Below are 21,475 nucleotides of genomic sequence, written 5' to 3' on the forward strand. Positions count from 1 at the left end.
CGAGCGTGTGAGGTGTTGGCATGAGTTCTGCTAAACCTCCTTCAGGCTTGTCTGCCTACTCTCATTACTCTGGAGATTCTTATGAAAGCTCAAAAAGGCTTTACCTTGATCGAACTGATGATCGTAGTCGCGATCATCGGTATTTTGGCCGCAATCGCTCTGCCCGCTTATCAGGACTACACCAAGCGTGCTCGCGGTGCTGAGATTGTCTTGGCTACCGCTCCTTACAAGCTCGGTGTTACCGAGTGTGTTGCTAACGGCAACTGCCTGAACGCCGCAGCGAACGGTATTACTGTTCCTGCGTCTGCTTCACGTGCGGCTTCTTCGGTTCCGGCTGATCTCGCGGCAACAGATGCTCCTACAACAGCTCAATACAGCACTATCACTGTTGGCGGTGGCGGTGTTGTCACCGTAGTACCGAAGGCCACCAATGGCTTCGTTGCGGGGGATGACTACGTTCTCACTCCAACTTATAACACTACTACTCGCAACGTGACTTGGGCAGTTTCCGGTCAGTGCGTAACCAAGGGCTGGTGCAAAGGTAGCTAAGTTTTATATGGTTTAGTTGCTTAGAGCGCCTCTCATCACTGGGAGGCGTTTTTTTTTGGCGTTGTAAGTGGGGGTGTGCTTGAGTAAAGTAATTTTCATTTTCGCTTTTCTGATTTGCGGGGCTTCGTTTGTTCTCCCGTTTAGGGATTATCCTGATGGGGATTTCTATTCAGATGCAATGGCAGTGATTCTGTCGCTATGCGTTGTTGTATGTTTTGGTCGACGTGTGGCAATGACGCATATTGTCTGGGTGTTTTCTTTTTTTCTTCTGATTGCTCTCGCTGCTGGTGAGAGGGGTTATTATTATCAAGGCTGGTTTTTTCCGATTGCAGCAGTTATCTGTTTGTTTTTGTATTTTTCTACCGTATCTGGGCTTGAAGCTAATCTTCGTGAGTCATTTCTCGCCGGGTGCCTGTGGGGGGTAGTCGTCGGAGGCTTTTTGAATGTTGTGCTTGGGTATTTTCAGTTGTTTGGCTGGGTCGATCATATTTCGGCGTTGGTTTTTCGCGGTGGATACCAGGTGTATGGGAATTTTGGGCAGCGAAATAACTTCTCTACATACCTTTTGGTTTTTTCGGTTGTCTTGTGTGGGCTGTTGTGTAAACGAAATATTAATGTTCTATTTGCGGGAGGGATGCTAGCGCTCGTAGCAATTTTGCTAGCCTACGCTGCTTCGCGTATGGCCGTTCTTGCGGTGCTGACTCTCCTGCTTTTAGCTTTGATAGTATTTAGGCTACGTGATTGGTCTGCGGAAGAGTCTGTAGCTTTCTATTCTTACTCCCTGTTTTCGATTTTCTTTTCGCTGTGTTTGATTGTTCTGTGGTTCTTTGAGTTGGGTGCTTCGTCCCGTATATCCATCGCGGGGGATGTGTATCGCTTACAGGAGTGGAGTAAGGCGTGGAGTATATTTTTGGATTACCCTTGGGGGGTTGGCTTTGGTAACTATGCACGTTATAGCTTTGTTTATCAGCTCGAGTCTGGCTTGCCCGCGCAGATAACGTGGTCTCACGCTCACAATATTGTATTTCATTTTCTGGTGGAATTGGGTGTGTGGGCGTTTCCTTTATTGCTGCTCGCTATATGGGTGCTTAAAGGGGCGCTTGGTCGCTGTCTGAGAAATAATGTGGACGGTCTGGTGGTGGCCGCTGTCTTATTGATTTTTTGTGTGCATAGCTTGCTTGAGTATCCACTCTGGTACATGAATTTTCTTGCTTTGTTTTTGTCGTTTTTGGCGATATATATGCCGGTTGTTAAGAGGCTAAGTGGCAGTATTTTAAGAGTGGTTGCGGCGTGCGGCGTGGTTTTGGGAGTAGCGGTTGTTTTTGGATATTCTTCCCTTGCGGGGTATGTCTATCCCACAAAAGATTCTCGAGTGAATTTGCAGCGGATGCAAGAGTTGATCGAGTACTCACTCAATCCGGCACTTGATTGGCCTGCTGACAAAGTTTTGATGGAATATCTTGTTGTTGAGAATGGGCCTGATTGGGAGTACAGAATGTGCAAGACCATTTTTATGGCAGTAAAGGAGCCTAATTATATTTATCTGGAGCGTGTGGCTCTATTCGCTCTTGCACGGCAAGATTTCGATTTTGCCTCTTCTGTTTTAAAAGCGAGATACGCGGTTTACCCGAATTTACCTGATGGCTATCTGGTCGAGAGTATTAGAAGGATTTGGCCTGATCGCGAAATTACCTATCTTCAGAAAATCGCCTCAGAAAGGCAGGCCGGTTTCCCTAACTTTAAGGCATATGAATTAACAATTCCTGAGTGCTGCAGCAGTTATAAATAAGTGACTGCATCGCGATATGATAGATCACTCGTAGTTATGGATTAGCGAAGCGTAATCCGTCGTTCACCGTAACCTGCGACATTCTCCACAACACCAAACGCCCTGCCTCTTGCGGGGCGTTTTGCTTTCTGGTTTCTGCGGTACGGCGGGCATCGTTCGGCGGATTACGCCACACTAATTTTGCTGCATACGCAATGGCTGTTCACTTAGATAAATGCTGAGGGCAATCATCGAGTACCTCGAGTCTGTAGTAGCAACTGTAGCAGCCAAGCTTCGCCAATTCACGCCGGAAAAAACCTGAACCAAACCCCCTCCATCCTCTCCACAGACTATCGCCAAACCTATGTTTCAAAAGGTTTCGCTGCGCTTGCTGTGGAATGAATCAGATGGAGAGCTTGCCATGAATACCCATTACGGCCGTCGGCCCACACTCGTTATCCTGACCGCTGTGGTAATGGTGTTGCTAGGTGCTCTGATGGCCGCAGGGGGCGGTTACCTCGTCACCCTTGGCGGCTCCTGGTACTACCTCGTGGCAGGCGTCGGTCTGTTGGTCGTGGCGGGGCTGGTGTTCGCACGCAGCCGGGCGGCGATCGCGCTGTATGGCCTGCTGCTTTTAGGCACCCTGGCCTGGACCTTCTATGAGGTCCGTTTCGATTGGTGGCAGCTGGCGCCACGTATCGATCTGTGGTGCATCCTTGGTTTGTGGTTGATTCTGCCGTTCGTCAATCGTCATGTTGGCAACCGCGGCGTCTGGCGTGATGGCGCCACTGGCATTCTGGGTGTAGGTATCTTGGCCGGCGCACTGATGGCCTGCTATTCGTTGACGCAGGATTACCACTCCATCGAAGGCGAGTTCAGCGGTGCGCAGATGCAGGGCGGCACGCCGCAGGCGCTGGCCGGGCGCTCGCAAAGTGAATGGCCTGCTTATGGAGGGTCGAAGCAGGGCGACCGGTATTCCACCGCGGCGGTGATCACTCCGGAAAATGCCGGCCAGCTCGAGAAGGCCTGGGAGTACCACACTGGCGACCTGCCTGGGCCGGGTGACCCCAGCGAGCTGACCAATCAGGTCACGCCGCTGAAGGTGGGCGACACGCTGTTCATCTGTACGCCGCATAGCGTGGCGATCGCTCTAGATGCCGATACGGGGCAGGAGCGCTGGCGGTTCGACCCGAGCATCAATCGTGATGCCGAGTACTACCAGCATATGACCTGTCGTGGCCTGGCCTATCACGACGGCGCCGGTGCTGCTGCGGCCGCCAATGGGGCCGAGCAGCCCAATCAGCCTGCCGCACGCTGTGAAAAGCGCCTGTTCCTGCCGACCAACGACGGTACCCTGATGGCGCTGGATGTCGAGGACGGGCAGCCATGCGAGGAGTTCGGTGATGCCGGTACGGTCGACCTCAAAGCGGGCCTGGGTGACGGTGCATTGGGTGTCTACCTGCCAACCTCACCGCCGGTGGTCACCGAAAAACTGGTGATTCAGGGTGGTTCGATCACCGACAACGGTTCGGTCGACTCGCCAGGCGGCGTGATTCGCGCCTACGACGTGAAGACTGGCGCGTTGGTTTGGAATTTTGATCCGGGTAATCCCGACGCCACCGAGCCGCTCGCACCAGGCGAGACCTATGTACGCAGTACCCCCAACTCCTGGACGATTCCCACTGCCGACGAAGCGCTGGGGCTGGTCTATCTGCCGATGGGTAACCAGACCCCTGATCAGTGGTCTATTCCGCGCAATGCGCTGGCCGAGCGGTTCACCGACACCCTGGTGGCGCTGGACCTGGCGACGGGCAAGGTGCGCTGGGAATTCCAGACCGTGCACCACGACCTCTGGGATCGCGATCTGCCGTCACAGCCGACGCTGGTCGATATCGATGGGCCGCAGGGCAAGGTGCCGGCGATCATTCAGCCCACCAAGCGCGGCGATCTGTATGTGCTTGATCGCCGCACAGGCGAGCCCATCGTGCCGGTGAGCGAGATGGCGGTGCCGCAAGGTACCGATTATGGCGACACCACCGCGGCGACCCAGCCGACGTCGGCGCTCAGCTATGCGCCTGACGAACCGTTGCGTGAGCAGGACATGTGGGGTGGCACGCCGCTGGACCAGATGATGTGCCGTATCCAGTTCCGCAAGCTGCGTTACGACGGTGATTTCACACCGCCTTCGGAGCAGGGCTCGCTGATCTATCCCGGCAACGTCGGTACCTTCAACTGGCCTTCGGTGGCGGTAGATCCGAGCCGGCAATTGCTGTTCGGAGCACCCAATTACCTGGCGTTCATCTCGCAAATGGTCAAGCGCACCGAGGTGGAGACCGAGGAGCGTCGTGGGGGTGGCGAAACCGGTTTGCAGCCAAACCTGGGCGCACCGTACATGGTACGCCTGGAGCCGTTCCTGTCGGTGCTGGGCCTGCCCTGTCAGTCGCCACCCTGGGGCTACGTGACGGCTGTCGACCTGCGCACCATGAAGAAAGTGTGGATGCACAAGAACGGCACCAGCCGTGACAGCGCGCCACTTGGGCTGCCTTTTCCGGTGGGTACGCCGGCATTGGGCGGCCCGATCGTCACCGCCGGTGGCGTGGCATTCATGAGCGGTACGCTGGACTACTACCTGCGCGCGTACGACCTGAAAACCGGCGCGGAGCTCTGGAAAGGCCGCCTGCCTGCCGGCGGCCAGGCGACACCGATGACCTATGTATCGGAGAAGACCGGCAAGCAATACGTAGTCCAGATGGCTGGCGGGCACGGCTCGTTCGGCACCAAGATCGGCGACTCGGTCATCGCCTGGACGTTAGCGGAGGACAAGCAGTAGGTGGTGACTTGCCGCTCATTGCGGTATGGCGGATTACTCGCAGGATGGATTAGCGACGCATAATCCGTCGTTCAGCGCGAAGCTGCTGTACTGGAACGCCCCGTCTTGCACGGGGCGTTTTGATTTTTGACTTTGGTGTTGCTACGGGCCATGCGGCGGATTACCCCTTGGGCTGATACGGCCTGCCTGCTGCGTGGGGATATGGGCTGTGGGTTACACTCGCTCGTCAACAGGAGGGCTTATGTATCGACAGGCGGTGATCGATCTACTGCGCGCCCGGCTTCCCGGGATATTGGGTGTCTATGCATTTGGCAGTCGTGTCCGCGGTGTGGCCAGTGAGACGAGCGACTTGGATCTTGCAGTGTTGGTGCAAGGCTATGCTGATCCCGTCGAGCTTTGGGGGCTGGCGGGTGAGCTTGAGGATGTCGTGGGTTGCCCGGTGGACTTGCTGGATTTACGCAGCGCCTCGACAGTGATGCAGCAGCAGGTAATCGTCCACGGGGAGCGCTGGTGGGCTATCGACCAGCGAGCTGGGTTGTTCGAGTGCGCCATGCTCAGTGAGAAGCTGGCATTGGATGATGCAAGGGCGCCGCTGCTGCGTCTTATCGAACAGGAGGGGCAGGTATATGGCCGATGATGTAGTGCTCAACAAAGTGGCGAGCATCGAGCGCTGCGTGCGGCGGGCGCGTGAAGAGTACGACCGTGATCCCGCGACGTTCGGTGAAGATTTCACCCGCCAGGATGCCGCCATTCTGAATATTCAGCGCGCCTGTGAGGCTGCCTTGGACATGGGGCAGCATTTGATCCGCCGAGAACGGCTGGGTATACCGCAGAGCGCTCGGGATGTATTCGGCTTGCTGGCTCAGCACGGCTGGATCGAGAAGGATTTAGCTGATGCGCTGAAGCGGATGGTTGGCTACCGCAACATCGCGGTGCATGAATATCAGGCGCTGCAACTGCCGATCACCATCGCGGTAATCACTGGCCACCTGGATGAGTTTTTGGCGTACGCCAAGGCGATTCTTTTACAGGATGCCGCGCGCTAGGCTGCATTGCATGACCGTCGTGGCGAATTAATAAGATGGATTCGCCGAAAGCGTAATCCGTCGTTTACCGCGAATTTGCCGAACCCTTTGCTGCAACGGAGCGCCGCGCCTTATGCAGGGGCGTTTTTTCTGGGTTTCGTGTTGTCGCGAATCATGCGGCGGATCACGCCTTTGGCTAATACCGCCTACGGTGATACCACGCAAAAAACAACCGGCCTTCAGGGCCGGTTCTTTTTATCCAACTTCCCATCCGCAGCGGATCAGTGATGCTCGCGCGTCGCGCGGAATTTCACGTCTGGCCAGCGCTCTTCCATCAGGCTCAGGTTGACGCGCGTCGGCGCCAGGTAGGTGAGGTGGCCGCCGCCGTCGAGGGCGAGGTTTTCCACGGCCTTGTTGGAGAATTCCTCCAGCTTCTTCTTGTCGCTGCACTCGATCCAGCGCGCCGACCAGACGGTGATCGGCTCGTAGCCGCATTCGACCTTGTATTCCTCTTTCAGGCGGCTGGCGACCACATCGAACTGCAGCACACCGACGGCGCCGAGGATGATGTCGTTGCTGCGCTCGGGGAAGAACACCTGGGTGGCGCCTTCCTCGGCGAGCTGCTGCAGGCCCTGGCGCAATTGCTTGGACTTGAGCGGGTCCTTCAGGCGCACACGGCGGAACAGTTCCGGGGCGAAGTGCGGGATGCCGGTGAAGCCCAGCGCCTCGCCTTCGGTGAAGGTGTCGCCGATCTGGATGGTGCCGTGGTTGTGCAGGCCGATGATGTCGCCAGCCCAGGCTTCCTCGAGCATTTCACGCTCGCTGGAGAAGAAGGTCAGGGCGTCGCCGATGCGCACGTCCTTGCCGGTGCGCACATGGCGCATCTTCATGCCTTTCTCGTACTTGCCCGAGCAGATGCGCATGAAGGCGATGCGGTCACGATGCTTGGGGTCCATGTTCGCCTGGATCTTGAACACGAAGCCGGTGAACTTCTCTTCCACCGGCTGCACGGTGCGCTCGTTGGCCACCCGGGCCAGCGGGCGAGGGGCCCAGTCGACTACCGCATCGAGCACATGGTCGACACCGAAGTTGCCCAGCGCGGTACCGAAGAACACGGGCGTCAATTGACCGCTGAGGAACTCATCCTGGTCGAATTCGTGACAGGCGCCCTGCACCAGCTCCAGTTGCTCGACGAAGCGGTCGTACTCGTCACCCAAGTGGGTGCGTGCCTCGTCGGAGTCGAGTTTCTCGATGATCTTGGTCGCGGTGCGCTCGTGGCCATGGCCTGGCGTGTAAACGATGATGTAGTCACCGGCGAGGTGGTAGACACCCTTGAAGTCGCGGTAGCAACCAATCGGCCAGGTAATCGGCGCGGCCTTGATCTTCAGCACCGCCTCGATTTCGTCGAGCAGCTCGATCGGGTCGCGAATGTCGCGGTCCAGCTTGTTGATGAAGCTGACGATGGGCGTGTCGCGCAGCCGGCACACGTCCATCAGCGCAATGGTGCGTGGCTCGACGCCTTTACCGCCGTCGAGCACCATCAACGCCGAGTCGACCGCGGTCAGGGTGCGGTAGGTGTCTTCGGAAAAGTCTTCGTGGCCGGGGGTGTCGAGCAGGTTGACCATGTGCTCGCGGTAGGGGAACTGCATCACCGAGGTAGTGATGGAAATTCCGCGCTGCTTCTCCATTTCCATCCAGTCGGAGGTCGCGTGGCGGTCGGATTTACGCGATTTGACCGTGCCGGCCACGGCGATTGCCTGCCCCATCAGCAGCAGCTTCTCGGTGATGGTGGTTTTACCGGCGTCGGGGTGCGAGATGATGGCGAAAGTGCGGCGCTTGGCGACTTCGGCGGCCTGAATGGTCATGGATACGTGCCTGCTTGAAAGCGTTGGCGGGCCTGTAGGCCCGGAAAAATGCGCGATTATAGCGGGAAACGCAGGTGCGCTGGGGTATCTCCTGTCGAAGCAGGGCGCGGTGCCAGGTGCTGAAAATCATCGTGGCCGGTAGGATCGCACCCTCTGGTTCGGGTTCGAGGTAAGCATGGCTATCTGGCTGGTGCGCAGCATCATGATGGGTGGGCTGGCATTCGCGTGTTCGGCAGCCCAGGCGCAGCTCCCGCAATGCCGGGTTGGCTTTCCGGATGGAACCTCGCTGGCGCTGCCGCTCGCGGCCACCGCCGAGGCCCGTACGGTGGGGCTGTCCGGTCGCGACCACGTGGGCCCCGGCATGCTCTTCGCGTGGCGCGACGAGGGAGTGCGTGAATTGTGGATGAAGGACACCCGTGTCGCCCTGTCTGCTGCGTTCATCGACGCGCATGGCACGGTGCGCAAGGTGGTCGACATGCAGCCCTACAGCCTGCAGCGGCATGGCTCGCAAGAGCCGGTGCGTTACATCATCGAGGTGGCGGCGGGGGCGTTCGAGGGCCTGGAAGTCGTGGTCGGTAGCCACATCGCGATCCAGTGTCCCGTTGCAGAGTGAACTGTATGGTGGCGCTGAAGGAGCCGCGATTGGTGGGCACGGCGCCGATAGTGCGGTAAGGCCGCAATCATTCGCGCCGGGGGCGACGCGCCTACGCGGGGCGTGTGGCCCGCGCATTTTGCGGGGTGGGCGGGGCTTTTTGTGGGAGCCGCGACCCCGCGGCGAATGGTGGGCACGGCGCCGATGGTGCGGTAAGGCCGCAATCATTCTCGCCGGGGGCGACGCGCCTACGCGAAAGGTGTGGCCCGTGCATTTTGCGGGTTACACTATCACCCATCGCATATTCGCATCCTTTCCCATACCAGGAGCATTCGGTGCCCGTCGTGTTCGTCGCCGCCTCCCAACTGCCGACCCCGTTCGGCGTGTTTACCATGCATGGCTTTCTTGAGGAGGCCACCGGCAAGGAGCATGTCGCTCTGACCTTCGGCAACGTGGCTGATGGCGAGCCGGTGCTGGGGCGCCTGCATTCCGAATGCCTGACCGGCGATGCGTTGTTCAGCCTGCGCTGCGATTGCGGTTTCCAGCTCGAGGGCGCGCTACGCGCGATCGCCGAGGAAGGCCGCGGCGTGCTGCTCTACCTGCGTCAGGAAGGCCGCGGCATCGGGTTGCTCAACAAGATCCGTGCGTACGAGTTGCAGGATGCTGGTGCCGACACCGTCGAAGCCAATGAGCGCCTGGGTTTCGGTGCAGACATGCGCGACTACGCCATCTGCTTGCCGATGCTGCAGCACCTGGGGATTTCCTCGCTCAAGCTGATGACCAACAACCCGCGCAAGGTCAAGGCGCTGGGCGACATGGGCATTCCGGTCGCCAATCGCGTGCCGCTGCAACTGGGCCACAACCCGCATAACAGCAAGTACCTGGCTACCAAGGCCGGCAAGCTTGGCCACATGCTCGGCAAGCTGCACCAGGGCGAGGTCGAGCGGCCTTGACCCGGGCCGCGGTCAAGCGCCGGTTGGCCCTGCTCTGGTGGCGGCAACTGGCACTGACCCTGGCCCCGCTGTTACTGATCAATTTTGTTTTTGGTGGCGGGCGCCAACCGGGCGTCCTGGCGATGCCGCTGTTCGTGGCGGGACTGGCGTCCTTGTTCGTCAGTCTGCCGCTGTTCGGTGGGTACAAGCGGGCGCTGTTCGCTACCGCCAAAGCGCTGAACACGGCTGACGAACCTGCCGCCTGGCTGGCCCTGGCCGAGCGCCGCCGCACTGCGCTGCTCGGTGCCGGGCTGCCGGCCTGGATCGCCGCCCTGGCGGTGTTCGGCGGATTGGAAGCGGTGCCGCTGGTGTTGCTTGCGCTGGCCAGCGTGGTGGTGTTCTACCTCTATCGAATCCCCCGGCAACTGAGCTGATGCTGCGCGTTCTGCTGGCGTTGTGGGTGTTGCACGCCGGGGCGCTGTCAGCGGCAGAGCGGGTGGTCAGCCTGGCGCCATCGTTGAGTGAAATCGTCGTCGAGCTGGGCGCCGCCGACCAGTTGGTCGGCGTGCTCGACGGGGGCGAGCGGCCTGCGGCATTGGCGCATCTGCCTTCCGTGGGCCGCTATGGCCAACTCGACATGGAGACCCTGCTGGCCCTGCAACCGGATCTGCTGCTGCTCTGGCCAGGCAGTGTCGGAGCTGCTCAGCGAGCGCAGCTGGAAACCTTCGGCGTTTCACTGTTGGTGCTGGAGCCTCGTTCGCTGGATGAGCTGGCCCAGCAGTTCGTGCAGGTCGGCGAGCGGCTGGGGCGCACACCGCAGGGGCAGCGCCTGCACGACCGTTTCGTTGGCGGGCTGGCCAGCTTGCGTGAGCGCTATCGCCGTGCGCGACCATTGCCGGTGTTCTACCAGGTGTGGGATGCGCCGCTGTACACCGTTGGTGGCGGGCAGATCATCAGCGACGCGCTGCAGGTCTGTGGGGCGCGCAATGTGTTTGCCGAGTTGAAGCTGCCCGCGCCGCAGGTCAGTGTCGAGGCTGTGCTGCAGCGCGACCCTGCGGTGATCATCGCAGGCGATACCCGGCAAGTTCAGGCCTGGCACCGCTGGCCGCAGCTCACGGCGGTGCAGCGCAAGCAATTGCTGGTGTTGCCCGACAACGGCCTGGAGCGGCCCAGTTTTCAGATGCTCGAGGCGATCAGCAAACTCTGCCAGCTAATGGCGCCCGCGCGATGATGGCGCTATCACCGCTGGCGCGGCACCCGTGTGAAGATACTGGTAAAGCACGCTGGCAACTGGCAGATTGGGCGCCTTTCCGATTGTTGCAGATGTTATGAAAGCCCCTGTCTCCCCCTGGTTTTCCCCCGCCAGCGCATTGATCGTTGGTGCCGCACTCCTGCTGGTGTTCCCGCTGAAACTGCTGCCGAGCCTGTTGGCCGGGTTGCTGGTGTTCGAGCTGGTCAACCGTCTGGCGCGCCCCATGCAGCGCCTGTTCGCCGGGCATCTGGGTCGGCTGCTGGCGGTCGGCCTGCTCAGCGTACTGGTGATCGGCGTGCTGGGCCTGGTATTCGCCGGCGGTTTTTCCCTGGTGATGCATGAGTTGAACAACCCGGGGCGGCTGATGGGCAAATTGCTCGGGGTGATCGACCGCGCGCGTGACCAGTTGCCGGAAGCGCTGGTGGCCTACCTGCCTGCCAATGTGGACGATATCCGCATCGCCCTGCACGACTGGCTGCGCGGCCACATCAGCGAGCTGCAGCTGCTCGGCAAGGGCGCTGTGCACATGTTCGTCACTATCCTGATCGGCATGATTCTCGGCGCGGTTATCGCCTTGCAGAATGTGCCCGAGCCGGATCAGCTCAAACCCCTGGCCGGCGCGTTACTGATCCGCGTGCAACGCTTCGTCGAGGCGTTTCGCAACATCGTCTTCGCGCAGATCAAGATCTCGCTGCTCAACACCACCTTTACCGGCATCTTCCTGATGGGCGTGTTGCCGCTCTTCGATGTGCACCTGCCGCTAACCAAGACGCTGATCCTGATTACCTTCGTGGCCGGCCTGTTGCCGGTGGTCGGCAACCTGATTTCCAACACCGCGATCTTCATCGTCGGCCTGTCGCTGTCGATCTGGGTGGCCCTTGGGGCGCTGGCCTACCTGATCCTGATCCACAAGGTCGAGTACTTTCTCAACGCACGTATCGTCGGTGGCCAGATCAAGGCTCGCGCCTGGGAGCTGTTGCTGGTGATGCTGGTGTTCGAGGCCGCGTTCGGGATCGCCGGCCTGGTCGCCGCGCCGGTCTATTACGCCTACCTGAAAAGCGAGCTCAAGGCCCAGGGCTGGGTCTGAGGACCTGGAGCCTTGTGCGCTCTGTGCCGACGGTGGGGCGCGATGGCGCCTGTGGGCAAAACCTGGGTATCGCTTCGCTCAACCCAGGCTACGGGCAGAAGCGCCAGAGTTGGGTATAGGCGGGGTACTCGCTAGCGGACCGTAGCGAGAGGGCATGCCTCGAAAGCGGCGTTGAATGGTTTTATGGGGCGTTGAGGCGTGGCCCAGGCCACAGAAGCCACTAAGGCTCTCGCGTTTCGTAGCCTGGGTAGAGCGAAGCGAAACCCGGGAAGCTATCCCGGGTTCAATTACCATCTGCCGATTTTGCTATCTAGGCTGGCTGCCGTCCAAGTCGCTTGCGGATGGCTGCTTCAATCCCGGCTTCGTCCAGGCCGCATTCGGCCAGCATCTGCTCGGGACGGGCGTGTTCGACGTAGCTGTCGGGCAGGCCGAGGTGCAGCATTGGCTGGAGTGTGCCGCTCCTGGCGAGGAATTCGCTGACGGCGCTGCCGGCGCCGCCCATCACGCTGTTTTCCTCGATGGTCACCAGCAGCTCATGACTGCCCGCCAGGTCGCTGACCAGTGCTTCGTCCAGCGGTTTGACGAAACGCATGTCGACCACGGTAGCGTTCAGCGTTTCGCCGACGCGCAGGGCCTCGGCCAGCTGTACGCCGAACACCAGCAGGGCAACGCCCTGACCCTGACGGCGGATTACGCCCTTGCCGATCGGCAGTGGCGTCAGCTCGCGGTCAATAGCGGCGTTCGGGCCGCTGCCACGCGGGTAGCGCACCGCCGCCGGGCCCGTGAACTGGTAACCGGTGGTGAGCATGTGGTGCAGTTCGTTCTCGTCACTCGGCGTCATGATCAGCATGCCGGGCACGCAGCGCAGGTAAGACAGGTCGAAGCTGCCTGCGTGAGTCGGGCCGTCTTCACCGACCAGGCCGGCGCGGTCGATGGCGAACAGCACGTCGAGGTTCTGCACCGCGACGTCGTGGATCAACTGATCATAGGCGCGCTGCAGGAAGGTCGAGTAGATCGCCACCACCGGCTTGGCGCCTTCGCAGGCCATGCCGGCTGCCAGCGTGACGGCATGCTGCTCGGCGATGGCCACGTCGAAGTAGCGATCCGGGTGGCGTTCGCTGAACGCGATCAGATCGGAGCCTTCCTTCATCGCCGGGGTGATGGCCATCAGGCGTTCGTCATGGGCGGCCATTTCGCACAGCCACTGGCCGAACACGCTGGAGTATTTCGGGCCGGACGGCTTCTTCACCTTGGCCGGCGCATTGATCGGCTCCAGCTTGGAGATCGCGTGGTAGACGATTGGGTCGACTTCGGCCGGTGCGAAACCCTTGCCCTTCTTGGTGACCACATGGAGGAACTGCAGGCCCTCCAGATCGCGCATGTTGCGCAGGGTGGCCAGCAGGGTCGGCAGGTCGTGGCCGTCGATGGGGCCGATGTAGTTCCAGCCCAGCTCTTCGAACATGGTGCCCGAGACCAGCATGCCCTTGGCGTGCTCTTCGGTCTTGCGGGCTATTTCCCAGGCGCCGGGCAGCTTGGACAGCACTTTCTTGCTGCCCTCGCGCACGTTGGCGTAGGTGCGGCTGGAGAGAATCTTGGCCAGGTAGTTGGACAGGCCGCCAACGTTCTTGGAGATCGACATGTCGTTGTCGTTGAGCACCACCAGCATGTTGGCCTTCACGTCAGCCGCGTGGTTGAGCGCTTCGAAGGCCATGCCGGCGGTCAGGGCGCCGTCGCCGATCACCGCCACCGATTTGCGTTTGCTGCCCTGGCGCTGGGCGGCGATGGCCATGCCCAGTGCGGCGCTGATCGAGGTGCTGGAATGGCCGACGCCAAAGGTGTCGTACTCGCTTTCCGAGCGGCGCGGGAAGGCGGCGATGCCGTCCTTCTGGCGCAGCGTGCTCATGCGCTCGCGACGGCCGGTGAGAATCTTGTGCGGATAGGCCTGATGGCCGACGTCCCATACCAGGCGGTCGTCGGGCGTGTCGAAGACGTAGTGCAGCGCGAGGGTCAGCTCCACCACCCCAAGACCTGCGCCGAAGTGCCCGCCGGTCTGGCCGACCGTGTAGAGCAGGTACTGGCGCAGTTCGTCAGCCAGCGTCTCCAGCTCGGCCTCGCCGAGGCGGCGCAGTTCATCCGGCGTGTTGGCGCGGTCGAGTAGCGGCGTCAACGGGCGTTCGCGGGGAATCTCGTGGAAGGTCGTCGGCATCAGGCGAGTCGTTATAAGAATTCAAGGAATGAAGCAGTCTACCTGATGCGGCTATCCGCGCCCAAGGAGGGCAGGGGCGGATCGCCGCAGTGGCGTGCAAATGAGACAGCGAAGGCGGGGGTCAGTTGCGCCTGTCGACGATATAACGCGCCAGTTCGCGCAGCGGCTCGGCGGCATGATCGAACGGGCGTAGCGCATGCAGCGCCTGGTCGCGCAGCTCGAAGGCGTAGTGCCGCGCCGCCTCCAGGCCGAGCAGTGCCGGGTAGGTGGGCTTGTCGTTGGCCTGGTCCTTGCCCTGGGTCTTGCCGAGGGTGGCCGTATCGCTCTCCACGTCGAGGATGTCGTCCTGCACCTGAAAGGCCAGACCGACGGCGCGGGCATAGGTGCTCAGCGCCACCAGGGCACGTTCGTCGGCGCGGCCGCTGGCCAGGGCGCCAAGGCGCACGCTGGCCTCGATCAGCGCGCCGGTCTTGTGGCGGTGCATGACTTCCAGCGCCGGCTGCTGCAACTGCTGGCCGACCGAACCGAGATCGATGGCCTGGCCGCCAACCATGCCGGCGGGGCCTGCGGCATCGGCCAGCACGCTGAACATGCTCAGGCGCACGTCTGCGCTTTGCGGGTTGCACCGGTCGCTGGCGAGCACGGCGAATGCCAGGCTTTGCAGGCCATCGCCGGCGAGAATCGCGGTGGCTTCGTCGAACGCCTTGTGGGTGGTGGGCTGGCCGCGGCGCAGGTCGTCATCGTCCATGGCCGGCAGGTCGTCGTGCACCAGGGAATAGGCGTGAATCAGTTCCACTGCACAGGCCGCGCCATCGGCCTGCTGCGCCGCGCCGCCGAGGGCTTCGCAGGCAGCGTAGGCGAGCAGGGGGCGAATGCGTTTGCCGCCGTTGAAAACGCTGTAGCGCATGGCCGCGTAAAGGCGCTCGAGCTCCACGCGCGGCGCCGCGAACAGCGGTTCCAGGGCCGCATCGACCTGCTGCTGGCAGCGGGCCTGGTAGGCGGCGATCATAGCGGTTCTTCCGTGTCGAACGGCGCCGCTTCCAGCTCGCCGTCGCGCTCCAGGAGAATCTGTACTTTCTGCTCGGCCTGGGTCAGGGAGGCCTGGCAATCGCGGGTCAGGCGGATGCCCTGCTCGAAGGCGCTCAGCGACTCCTCCAGTGACAGCTCGCCGTTTTCCAGGCGCTCGACGATGGTTTGCAGGTCGGTGAGGGATTGCTCGAAATCGAGCGCGGCTTTCTTACGGGCCATGGCAGCAGGTCTCAGGCGGGTTCGCGGTTCGGCGGGACACTAGCAGAGCGCCGGGCCGCGGGCAATCGACGACGGCATAGGCGAATTGTATGGATATACAGTAATCTGGAGGCTGTCGATTCCACGGTGTTGCTGCCCCATGCGTCTGTTTCTCTGCGAAAAGCCGTCCCAAGCCAAGGATATCGCCAGCGTGCTCGGTGCCACGCGGCGTGGTGACGGCTGCTGGCTGGGTAACGGGGTGACGGTCACCTGGTGCATTGGTCACCTGCTGGAAACCGCGCCGCCCGATGCCTACGACGCGCGCTACAAACGCTGGGTGCTGGACGACCTGCCGATCGTGCCGCAGCAGTGGAAAATGCGCGTCAAGCCCAAGACCGCCGCGCAGTTCAAGGCGGTCAAGCGGCTGCTGGGCGAAGCGGCCGAGTTGGTGATCGCCACTGACGCCGACCGTGAGGGCGAGATGATCGCCCGCGAGCTGCTCGACCACTGCCGCTATCGCGGGCCCGTCCAGCGCCTGTGGCTGTCGGCCCTGGACGACGCCTCGATCCGCAAGGCGCTGGCCGCGCTCAAGCCCGGCGCCAGCACCTACAACCTCTATCAATCAGCGCTAGGGCGCTCGCGGGCCGACTGGTTGATCGGCATGAACATGAGCCGTCTGTTCACCCTGCTGGGGCGCAAGTCCGGCTACCAGGGCGTGCTGCCGGTCGGCCGCGTGCAGACGCCGACCCTGCGTCTGGTGGTGGATCGTGACCGCAGCATCGCCGATTTCGTGCCGGTGCCGTTCTGGGCCATCGACGTGACGCTCGATGGCAACGGTACGCCGTTCACCGCTCAGTGGCGCGCGCCGCAGGGCGATTGCGACGAGCAAGGCCGCTGCCTGCGTCAGGCCGTCGCCCAGCGGGCGGCTGACGCCATGCAGGGCGCCGAGCACGCGCGGTTGCAGCAGTTGAAAACCGAGCGCATGCGCGAGGCGCCGCCGCTGCTCTTCGACCTCGGCACCCTGCAGCAGGTGTGCTCGAAGAAGCTCGGCCTGGGCGCCCAGGAAACCCTGGATATTGCCCAGAAACTCTACGAGAGCGACAAGCTGATCACCTACCCGCGCAGCGACTGCGGCTACCTGCCGGTGAGCCAGCACGGCGAGGCGCCGGCCATCCTCGCGGCGCTGGGGCAGGCCGACCCGGCCCTGCGTGACGTGCTCGCACATGCGCAGGCCGGGCGCCGCTCGCGGGCCTGGAACGATGCCAAGGTCAGCGCGCACCACGGCATCATTCCGACCCTGGCCGCCGGCGGGCTGGCGCGTTTGAGTGGCCGCCCGCGCGCGGTTTACGAGTTGATCCGCGCGCGCTACCTGGCGCAGTTTCTGCCCAACCACGAATACGACCGGACCCAGGCCGATTTCGACTGCGCTGGCCATGGCCTGCGTGCGGTCGGCAAGCAGATCGTCGAGCCTGGCTGGAAGCGCGCGCTGCCTGAAGCCCTGGCACCTGCCAAGGGCCGCGAAGCGCCGGCGCCGCAAGCGTTGCCATCGCTGCACGAGGGGCAGCAGTGCGCGGTGCGCGAGGTGACGCTCAAGGATCAATTCACTCAACCGCCCAAGCCGTTCACCGAAGGCGACCTTATCCAGGCCATGAAGAACGTGGCGCGGCTCGTTGAAGACCCACGCCTCAAGCAGAAGCTCAAGGACACCACCGGCATCGGTACCGAAGCCACCCGTGCCGGCATCATCCAGGGGCTGCTCGACCGCGGTTACCTGACCAAGCAGGGCAAGGCGCTGGCTGCCACCTCGGCGGCATTCGGCCTTATCGATGCGGTGCCGCGGGCGATTGCCGACCCCGGGACCACGGCGATCTGGGAGCAGGCGCTGGACATGGTGCAGAGCGGCGAAATGCCGCTCGAGGAGTTCGTTGCCAAACAGTCGGCCTGGATGGCCAGGCAGATCGAACGCTGCCGGGGGCTGCAACTGACCATCAGTGGCCCTCCGCCAGCCGGTAAACCGGCGTGGAAGGGCAAGCGCAAGGGCGCTCCGCGCAAAGGCGCGCCGGCCAAACGCGCAGGCGCTGGCGCCGCAAGGGCGAAGTCGAAGTAAGGCCATTGATGGGTTTCACCTACGCGGCCCGACCCATCCTACTGCTCTGTCCGTATCTCCCGCTGCCATCGCCAGGCAGCTCGTAGGGTGGACAACGCTCTTTTTGTCCACCATTGCGGTACTGGGAGAGCGGTGGATGGGTGAAGCGGATGAAACGTTATCCACCCGTACAGCTCGGCCGTGCTCTGGCATCGGCAGACCAATGCTCGCGGTGCCACGCATCTGTTCGTCGCACGAGCAGAGTATTCCAAAATGTAAATTTTCCGTTACCATCCGGCCCCGTTGAATTTAACGAACGGGTTTCATTTGCCTTTCGGGTGCGGATTTATTGCTGTTCATCACTGTCTTTAAGGCTTGCCGTGTTCTGGTGGCGCCAGTTTCGCTGGTGAAAACCGCCATGCAATGGGCCTGGATTCAAGCTGGTTGTGGAGTAAAACGAACATTCAAGGCCGGTGTGCCGGGGTTGCCCGGTGATACCGCTGCAGTAATGGCTCAGCACGTCACGCAAGTGAGGCGGGCCGTTCTCTGATTCAACCGGATGGATTTCGGCAAGGAACAGTTGCCCGAGACCGGCGCGCCGGATCCGCAAACGCTCACATGGAAAGCGATCACCACAGCCAAGCCTGTGGCCAACCTGCCGTCGCATCGTTGCCGGGCAGGGCGGTCCGCTTGGCTGTTTCCAGCAAAATCAACAAGAGGTAGTCCTTCTATGGATGCGGTATCAGCCGAACAGGCAAAGCAGGAGCACGAGAGCAAGCTCAGTGCATCATTGAAGCCCCGGCACCTCACCATGATGTCGATCGCCGGCGTGATCGGTGGCGCGTTGTTCGTCGGCTCCGGCAGCGTGATCCACAGCGCCGGGCCGGCAGCGGTACTGGCCTACCTGGCGGGCGGCATCCTGGTGGTGCTGATCATGCGTATGCTCGGCGAGATGGCCACGTCGTCGCCCGACACCGGCTCCTTTTCCACCTACGCCGAGCGGGCCATCGGCCGCTGGGCCGGCTTCACCATCGGCTGGCTGTACTGGTGGTTCTGGGTGATTCTCATGGCGTGGGAGGCCTATGTCGCCGGTACCATCCTGCATGGCTGGTTCCCTGAAGTCAGCGTCAACGTCTTCGTGCTGGCCACCACGCTGCTGCTGATCAGCATCAACTTCTTCAACGTCAAACATTACGGGGAGTTCGAATTCTGGTTCGCGCTGATCAAGGTGGTGGCGATCATCTGCTTCCTGGTGGTGTGCAGCATGGCGGTGCTCAGCCTGTGGCCCACCGGCGAGACGCGCGGCTTCAGCAACCTGACCGCCCAGGGCTTCATGCCCAACGGCATGCAGGCCGTGGTGGTGGCCATCCTCGGGGTGATGTTCGCCTTTCTCGGTGCGGAAATCGTCACCATCGCCGCCTCGGAAGCCAAGGACCCGTCGACCCAGATCGTCAAGGCGACCAACTCGGTGGTCTGGCGCGTATGCCTGTTCTACATCGGCTCGATCTTCCTGATCGTCTGCCTGGTGCCGTGGAACGACCCGCTGATGGCGCAGTCCGGCTACGGCTCCTACCGCCGTACCCTGGAGCTGCTGGGCATTCCGTATGCCGAGCTGGTGATGAACTTCGTGGTGCTGACCTCGGTGAGCAGTTGCATGATCTCGGCGCACTACACCGCGTCGCGCATGCTGTTCTCGCTGTCCACCCGGGGTGATGCGCCACGTTTCCTGAAGATCACCCGCTCGGGCACCGGCGTGCCGGTGTTCGCGATCATCGCCTCCTGCTCGGTGGCCATCTTCGTGGCGCTGATCAACTTCAGCGAAACCCTGCGCCCGAAAGATGTGCTCGACACGCTGATGAACACCACCGGCATGATCGCCTTGCTGGTGTACCTGGTGATCGCCTTCTCGCAGCTGAAGATGCGCCGCAAACTGGAAGCCGAAGGCCAGGACATCCGCCTGAAAATGTGGCTGTTCCCCTGGCTGACCTACCTGGTGATCGTATTCATCGTCGGCTGCCTGGTGACCATGGCGTTCGTCGAGGAGTATCAGGTCCTGGTCATCTCCACCGGCGCGGCCGCGGCCGTGGTCGTGGCCCTGGGTGTGATGGTGCACCTGCGCGCCGCCAGGAAGCTCGCGCACTGACCACCTCGGTGTGAACGAAAAAAGGGGCGCACCTGGGAAGGTGCACCCCTTTTTCATGTCGGCCAACAGGTCTTCAGTGGGAATGACGCGGCATGCCGCCGCTGCGCGCGATGATGCGCATGTGCAGGGTGGCCGGTTCCAGGCAGCCGCCGGTGGAGAGCTGGCCGACCAGTTGGCGGTACAGTTCCTGCCACGGCGTTTGCGAGGCGGGGTAGCTCGGCTTCCAGGCGGCGCGGCGACGCTGCATTTCCTCGTCGTCGATCAGCAGGTTGACCGAGCGGGTGTTGAGGTCGACGCGCAGCACGTCGTTGGTCTGCAGCAGCGCCAGGCCGCCGCCCACCGCCGCTTCCGGCGACATGTTGAGAATCGACGGGCTGGCCGAGGTGCCGCTCTGCCGGCCATCGCCCAGGCACGGCAGGGAGACCACACCCTGTTTTATCAGCGCTGCTGGCGGGTCCATGTTGACCACCTCGGCGCTGCCCGGATAACCCACTGGCCCGGCGCCGCGCACCACCAGAATGCAGCGCTCGTCGATATCCAGCGCCGGGTCGTTGATGCGCGCGTGGTAATCCTCCGGGCCCTCGAAGACGATGGCCCGCGCCTCGAAGCTGTTTTCCTTGCCGGGTTCGGCCAGGTAGGTCTTGCGGAAGGCTTCGCCGACCACCGACATCTTCATGATCGCGCTATCGAAGAAGTTGCCGCTGAGCACGATGAAACCGGCGCTGTGCTTGAGTGGCTCGTCGTAGGGCAGGATCACCTCACGATTGCCGGTCACTTTGCCTGCGACGATCTCGCCGATGCGGCGGCCGCTGACCGTCATGCAGTCTTCGTGCAGGCGCCCGGCCTTCTGTAGCTCGTGCATCACCGCCGGCACACCGCCGGCGTGGTGAAAGCCTTCGCCCAGGTACTTGCCGGCCGGCATGCAGTTGACCAACAGCGGCACGCTCTCGCCGATGCGTTGCCAGTCTTCGAGGCTCAGCTCGATGCCCATGTGCCGGGCGATGGCGATCAGGTGTGGCGGGCAGTTGCTCGATGCGCCGAGTGCCGACGCCACCGCAATGGCGTTCTCGAAGGCCGGACGGGTCATGATCTGCGAGGGGCGCACGTCCTGCATGACCAGTTCGCAGATGCGCTTGCCGGTGGCGTAGGCCATCTGCCCGCGCTCCCGGTAAGGCGCAGGAATGCTGGCGCAACCGGTCAGCGACATGCCCAGCGCTTCGGCCAGGGCGTTCATCGAAAGCGCCGTGCCCATGGTGTTGCAATGGCCCACCGACGGCGAGGCGGCGGTGGTCATTTCCATGAAGCCTTCGTAGTCGATCTCGCCAGCCGCCATCAGCTTACGCGCGTGCCAGAGCACGGTACCCGAACCGATCAGCTCGCCCTTGTGGTGGCCGTCGAGCATCGGCCCGCCGGACAGCACGATAGCCGGCAGGTCGGTGGTGGCGGCGGCCATCAGGCAGGCCGGCGTGGTCTTGTCACAGCCGGTGGTCAGCACCACGCCGTCGAGCGGGTAGCCATGGAGGATTTCCACCAGCCCGAGGTACGCCAGGTTGCGATCCAGCGCGGCGGTGGGCCGGCGGCTCTGCTCGGCGATCGGGTGCACCGGAAATTCCATGGGGATGCCGCCCGCATCGCGGATGCCGGCCTTGACCCGCTGGGCAAGCTCCAGGTGGTGGCGGTTGCAGGGCGTCAGGTCGCTACCGGTCTGGGCGATGCCGATGATCGGCCGGCCCGACTGCAGCTCGGCGCGGGTCAGCCCGTAGTTCATGTAGCGCTCGACGTAGATGGCGGTCATGTCGGCATGGTCGGGATCATCGAACCACTGCTGGCTGCGCAGGGGGCGTTTGGGGTCGGTCATGATTCGTTTCTCTTGTTCTTGAATGAATCGCGTCGCGCTGGGATATCGGCTCGGG

17 protein-coding genes are annotated in these 21,475 nt (G+C 62.1%); 12 read left to right on the forward strand and 5 right to left on the reverse strand.

Annotated features, from left to right (window positions below; translation table 11 throughout):
* The first annotated feature begins 81 nt into the window (after positions 1 to 81).
* From ACZ0AV_RS17590 to hepT, 5 genes are all read left to right on the forward strand, one after another.
* Positions 82 to 549: a pilin gene (locus ACZ0AV_RS17590; RefSeq protein WP_499152218.1), complete on the forward strand. Its 468-nt coding sequence runs from the start codon at positions 82 to 84 to the stop codon at positions 547 to 549.
* Between the two features lie 79 nt (positions 550 to 628).
* Positions 629 to 2,338: a PglL family O-oligosaccharyltransferase gene (locus ACZ0AV_RS17595; protein ID WP_499152219.1), complete on the forward strand. Its 1,710-nt coding sequence runs from the start codon at positions 629 to 631 to the stop codon at positions 2,336 to 2,338.
* A 400-nt stretch (positions 2,339 to 2,738) separates the two neighbouring features.
* Positions 2,739 to 5,147, forward strand: coding sequence for a membrane-bound PQQ-dependent dehydrogenase, glucose/quinate/shikimate family (locus ACZ0AV_RS17600; protein WP_499152220.1), 2,409 nt, complete (start codon positions 2,739 to 2,741; stop codon positions 5,145 to 5,147).
* Between the two features lie 241 nt (positions 5,148 to 5,388).
* Positions 5,389 to 5,784 carry a type VII toxin-antitoxin system MntA family adenylyltransferase antitoxin gene (mntA, locus tag ACZ0AV_RS17605; RefSeq protein WP_499152221.1) on the forward strand — a complete coding sequence of 132 codons (396 nt, stop codon included), beginning with the start codon at positions 5,389 to 5,391 and terminating at the stop codon, positions 5,782 to 5,784.
* Positions 5,774 to 6,193 carry a type VII toxin-antitoxin system HepT family RNase toxin gene (gene hepT, locus ACZ0AV_RS17610; protein WP_499152222.1) on the forward strand — a complete coding sequence of 140 codons (420 nt, stop codon included), beginning with the start codon at positions 5,774 to 5,776 and terminating at the stop codon, positions 6,191 to 6,193. The genes mntA and hepT overlap by 11 nt, the downstream gene beginning before the upstream one ends.
* Positions 6,194 to 6,453: 260 nt before the next feature.
* Here hepT and ACZ0AV_RS17615 read toward each other — a convergent pair whose 3' ends face one another.
* Entirely contained in the window at positions 6,454 to 8,037 is a 1,584-nt protein-coding gene (locus ACZ0AV_RS17615) for a peptide chain release factor 3 (protein WP_499152223.1), read from the reverse strand.
* A 175-nt stretch (positions 8,038 to 8,212) separates the two neighbouring features.
* On the opposite strand from ACZ0AV_RS17615, the gene ACZ0AV_RS17620 reads away from it, so the two are divergent.
* The 5 genes from ACZ0AV_RS17620 to ACZ0AV_RS17640 all read left to right on the forward strand — a co-directional run bounded on the left by ACZ0AV_RS17620 (position 8,213) and on the right by ACZ0AV_RS17640 (position 11,900).
* Positions 8,213 to 8,650, forward strand: coding sequence for a DUF192 domain-containing protein (locus ACZ0AV_RS17620; RefSeq protein WP_499152224.1), 438 nt, complete (start codon positions 8,213 to 8,215; stop codon positions 8,648 to 8,650).
* Between the two features lie 314 nt (positions 8,651 to 8,964).
* Positions 8,965 to 9,582 (forward strand): GTP cyclohydrolase II, encoded by a 618-nt coding sequence (ribA, locus tag ACZ0AV_RS17625; protein WP_499152225.1) that lies wholly within the window; start codon positions 8,965 to 8,967, stop codon positions 9,580 to 9,582.
* Positions 9,579 to 9,995, forward strand: a complete 417-nt coding sequence (locus ACZ0AV_RS17630) for an MFS transporter (RefSeq protein WP_499152226.1) — start codon at positions 9,579 to 9,581, stop codon at positions 9,993 to 9,995. The genes ribA and ACZ0AV_RS17630 overlap by 4 nt, the downstream gene beginning before the upstream one ends.
* The gene (locus tag ACZ0AV_RS17635) at positions 9,995 to 10,792 is read left to right on the forward strand and encodes a helical backbone metal receptor (protein WP_499152227.1); all 798 of its coding nucleotides are present in this window, start codon (positions 9,995 to 9,997) and stop codon (positions 10,790 to 10,792) included. The genes ACZ0AV_RS17630 and ACZ0AV_RS17635 overlap by 1 nt, the downstream gene beginning before the upstream one ends.
* Positions 10,793 to 10,889: 97 nt before the next feature.
* Positions 10,890 to 11,900, forward strand: a complete 1,011-nt coding sequence (locus tag ACZ0AV_RS17640) for an AI-2E family transporter (RefSeq protein WP_499152228.1) — start codon at positions 10,890 to 10,892, stop codon at positions 11,898 to 11,900.
* A gap of 310 nt (positions 11,901 to 12,210) precedes the next feature.
* Here the strand turns inward: ACZ0AV_RS17640 and dxs are convergent, their stop codons facing one another.
* The 3 genes from dxs to ACZ0AV_RS17655 all read right to left on the reverse strand — a co-directional run bounded on the left by dxs (position 12,211) and on the right by ACZ0AV_RS17655 (position 15,354).
* Positions 12,211 to 14,106: a 1-deoxy-D-xylulose-5-phosphate synthase gene (gene dxs, locus ACZ0AV_RS17645; protein WP_499152229.1), complete on the reverse strand. Its 1,896-nt coding sequence runs from the start codon at positions 14,104 to 14,106 to the stop codon at positions 12,211 to 12,213.
* 121 nt (positions 14,107 to 14,227) lie between these two features.
* Complete coding sequence (gene ispA / locus ACZ0AV_RS17650; protein ID WP_499152230.1) at positions 14,228 to 15,115, reverse strand: (2E,6E)-farnesyl diphosphate synthase; 888 nt, start codon at positions 15,113 to 15,115, stop codon at positions 14,228 to 14,230.
* Positions 15,112 to 15,354: an exodeoxyribonuclease VII small subunit gene (locus ACZ0AV_RS17655; protein ID WP_499152231.1), complete on the reverse strand. Its 243-nt coding sequence runs from the start codon at positions 15,352 to 15,354 to the stop codon at positions 15,112 to 15,114. The genes ispA and ACZ0AV_RS17655 overlap by 4 nt, the downstream gene beginning before the upstream one ends.
* Before the next feature lie 139 nt (positions 15,355 to 15,493).
* Here ACZ0AV_RS17655 and ACZ0AV_RS17660 point away from each other — a divergent pair, with 139 nt between their 5' ends.
* Together ACZ0AV_RS17660 and ACZ0AV_RS17665 are read left to right on the forward strand one after the other, a co-directional pair.
* On the forward strand, positions 15,494 to 17,440 hold the full coding sequence (locus tag ACZ0AV_RS17660) for a DNA topoisomerase III (protein WP_499152232.1): 1,947 nt from the start codon (positions 15,494 to 15,496) through the stop codon (positions 17,438 to 17,440).
* A gap of 709 nt (positions 17,441 to 18,149) precedes the next feature.
* Positions 18,150 to 19,562 (forward strand): amino acid permease, encoded by a 1,413-nt coding sequence (locus ACZ0AV_RS17665; RefSeq protein WP_499152233.1) that lies wholly within the window; start codon positions 18,150 to 18,152, stop codon positions 19,560 to 19,562.
* Positions 19,563 to 19,635: 73 nt separating this feature from the next.
* On the opposite strand, the gene ACZ0AV_RS17670 is transcribed toward ACZ0AV_RS17665, so the two are convergent.
* On the reverse strand, positions 19,636 to 21,420 hold the full coding sequence (locus ACZ0AV_RS17670; protein WP_499152234.1) for an IlvD/Edd family dehydratase: 1,785 nt from the start codon (positions 21,418 to 21,420) through the stop codon (positions 19,636 to 19,638).
* Between the last annotated feature and the right edge of the window lie 55 nt (positions 21,421 to 21,475).

The organism is Pseudomonas sp. AC532 (assembly GCF_979258965.1).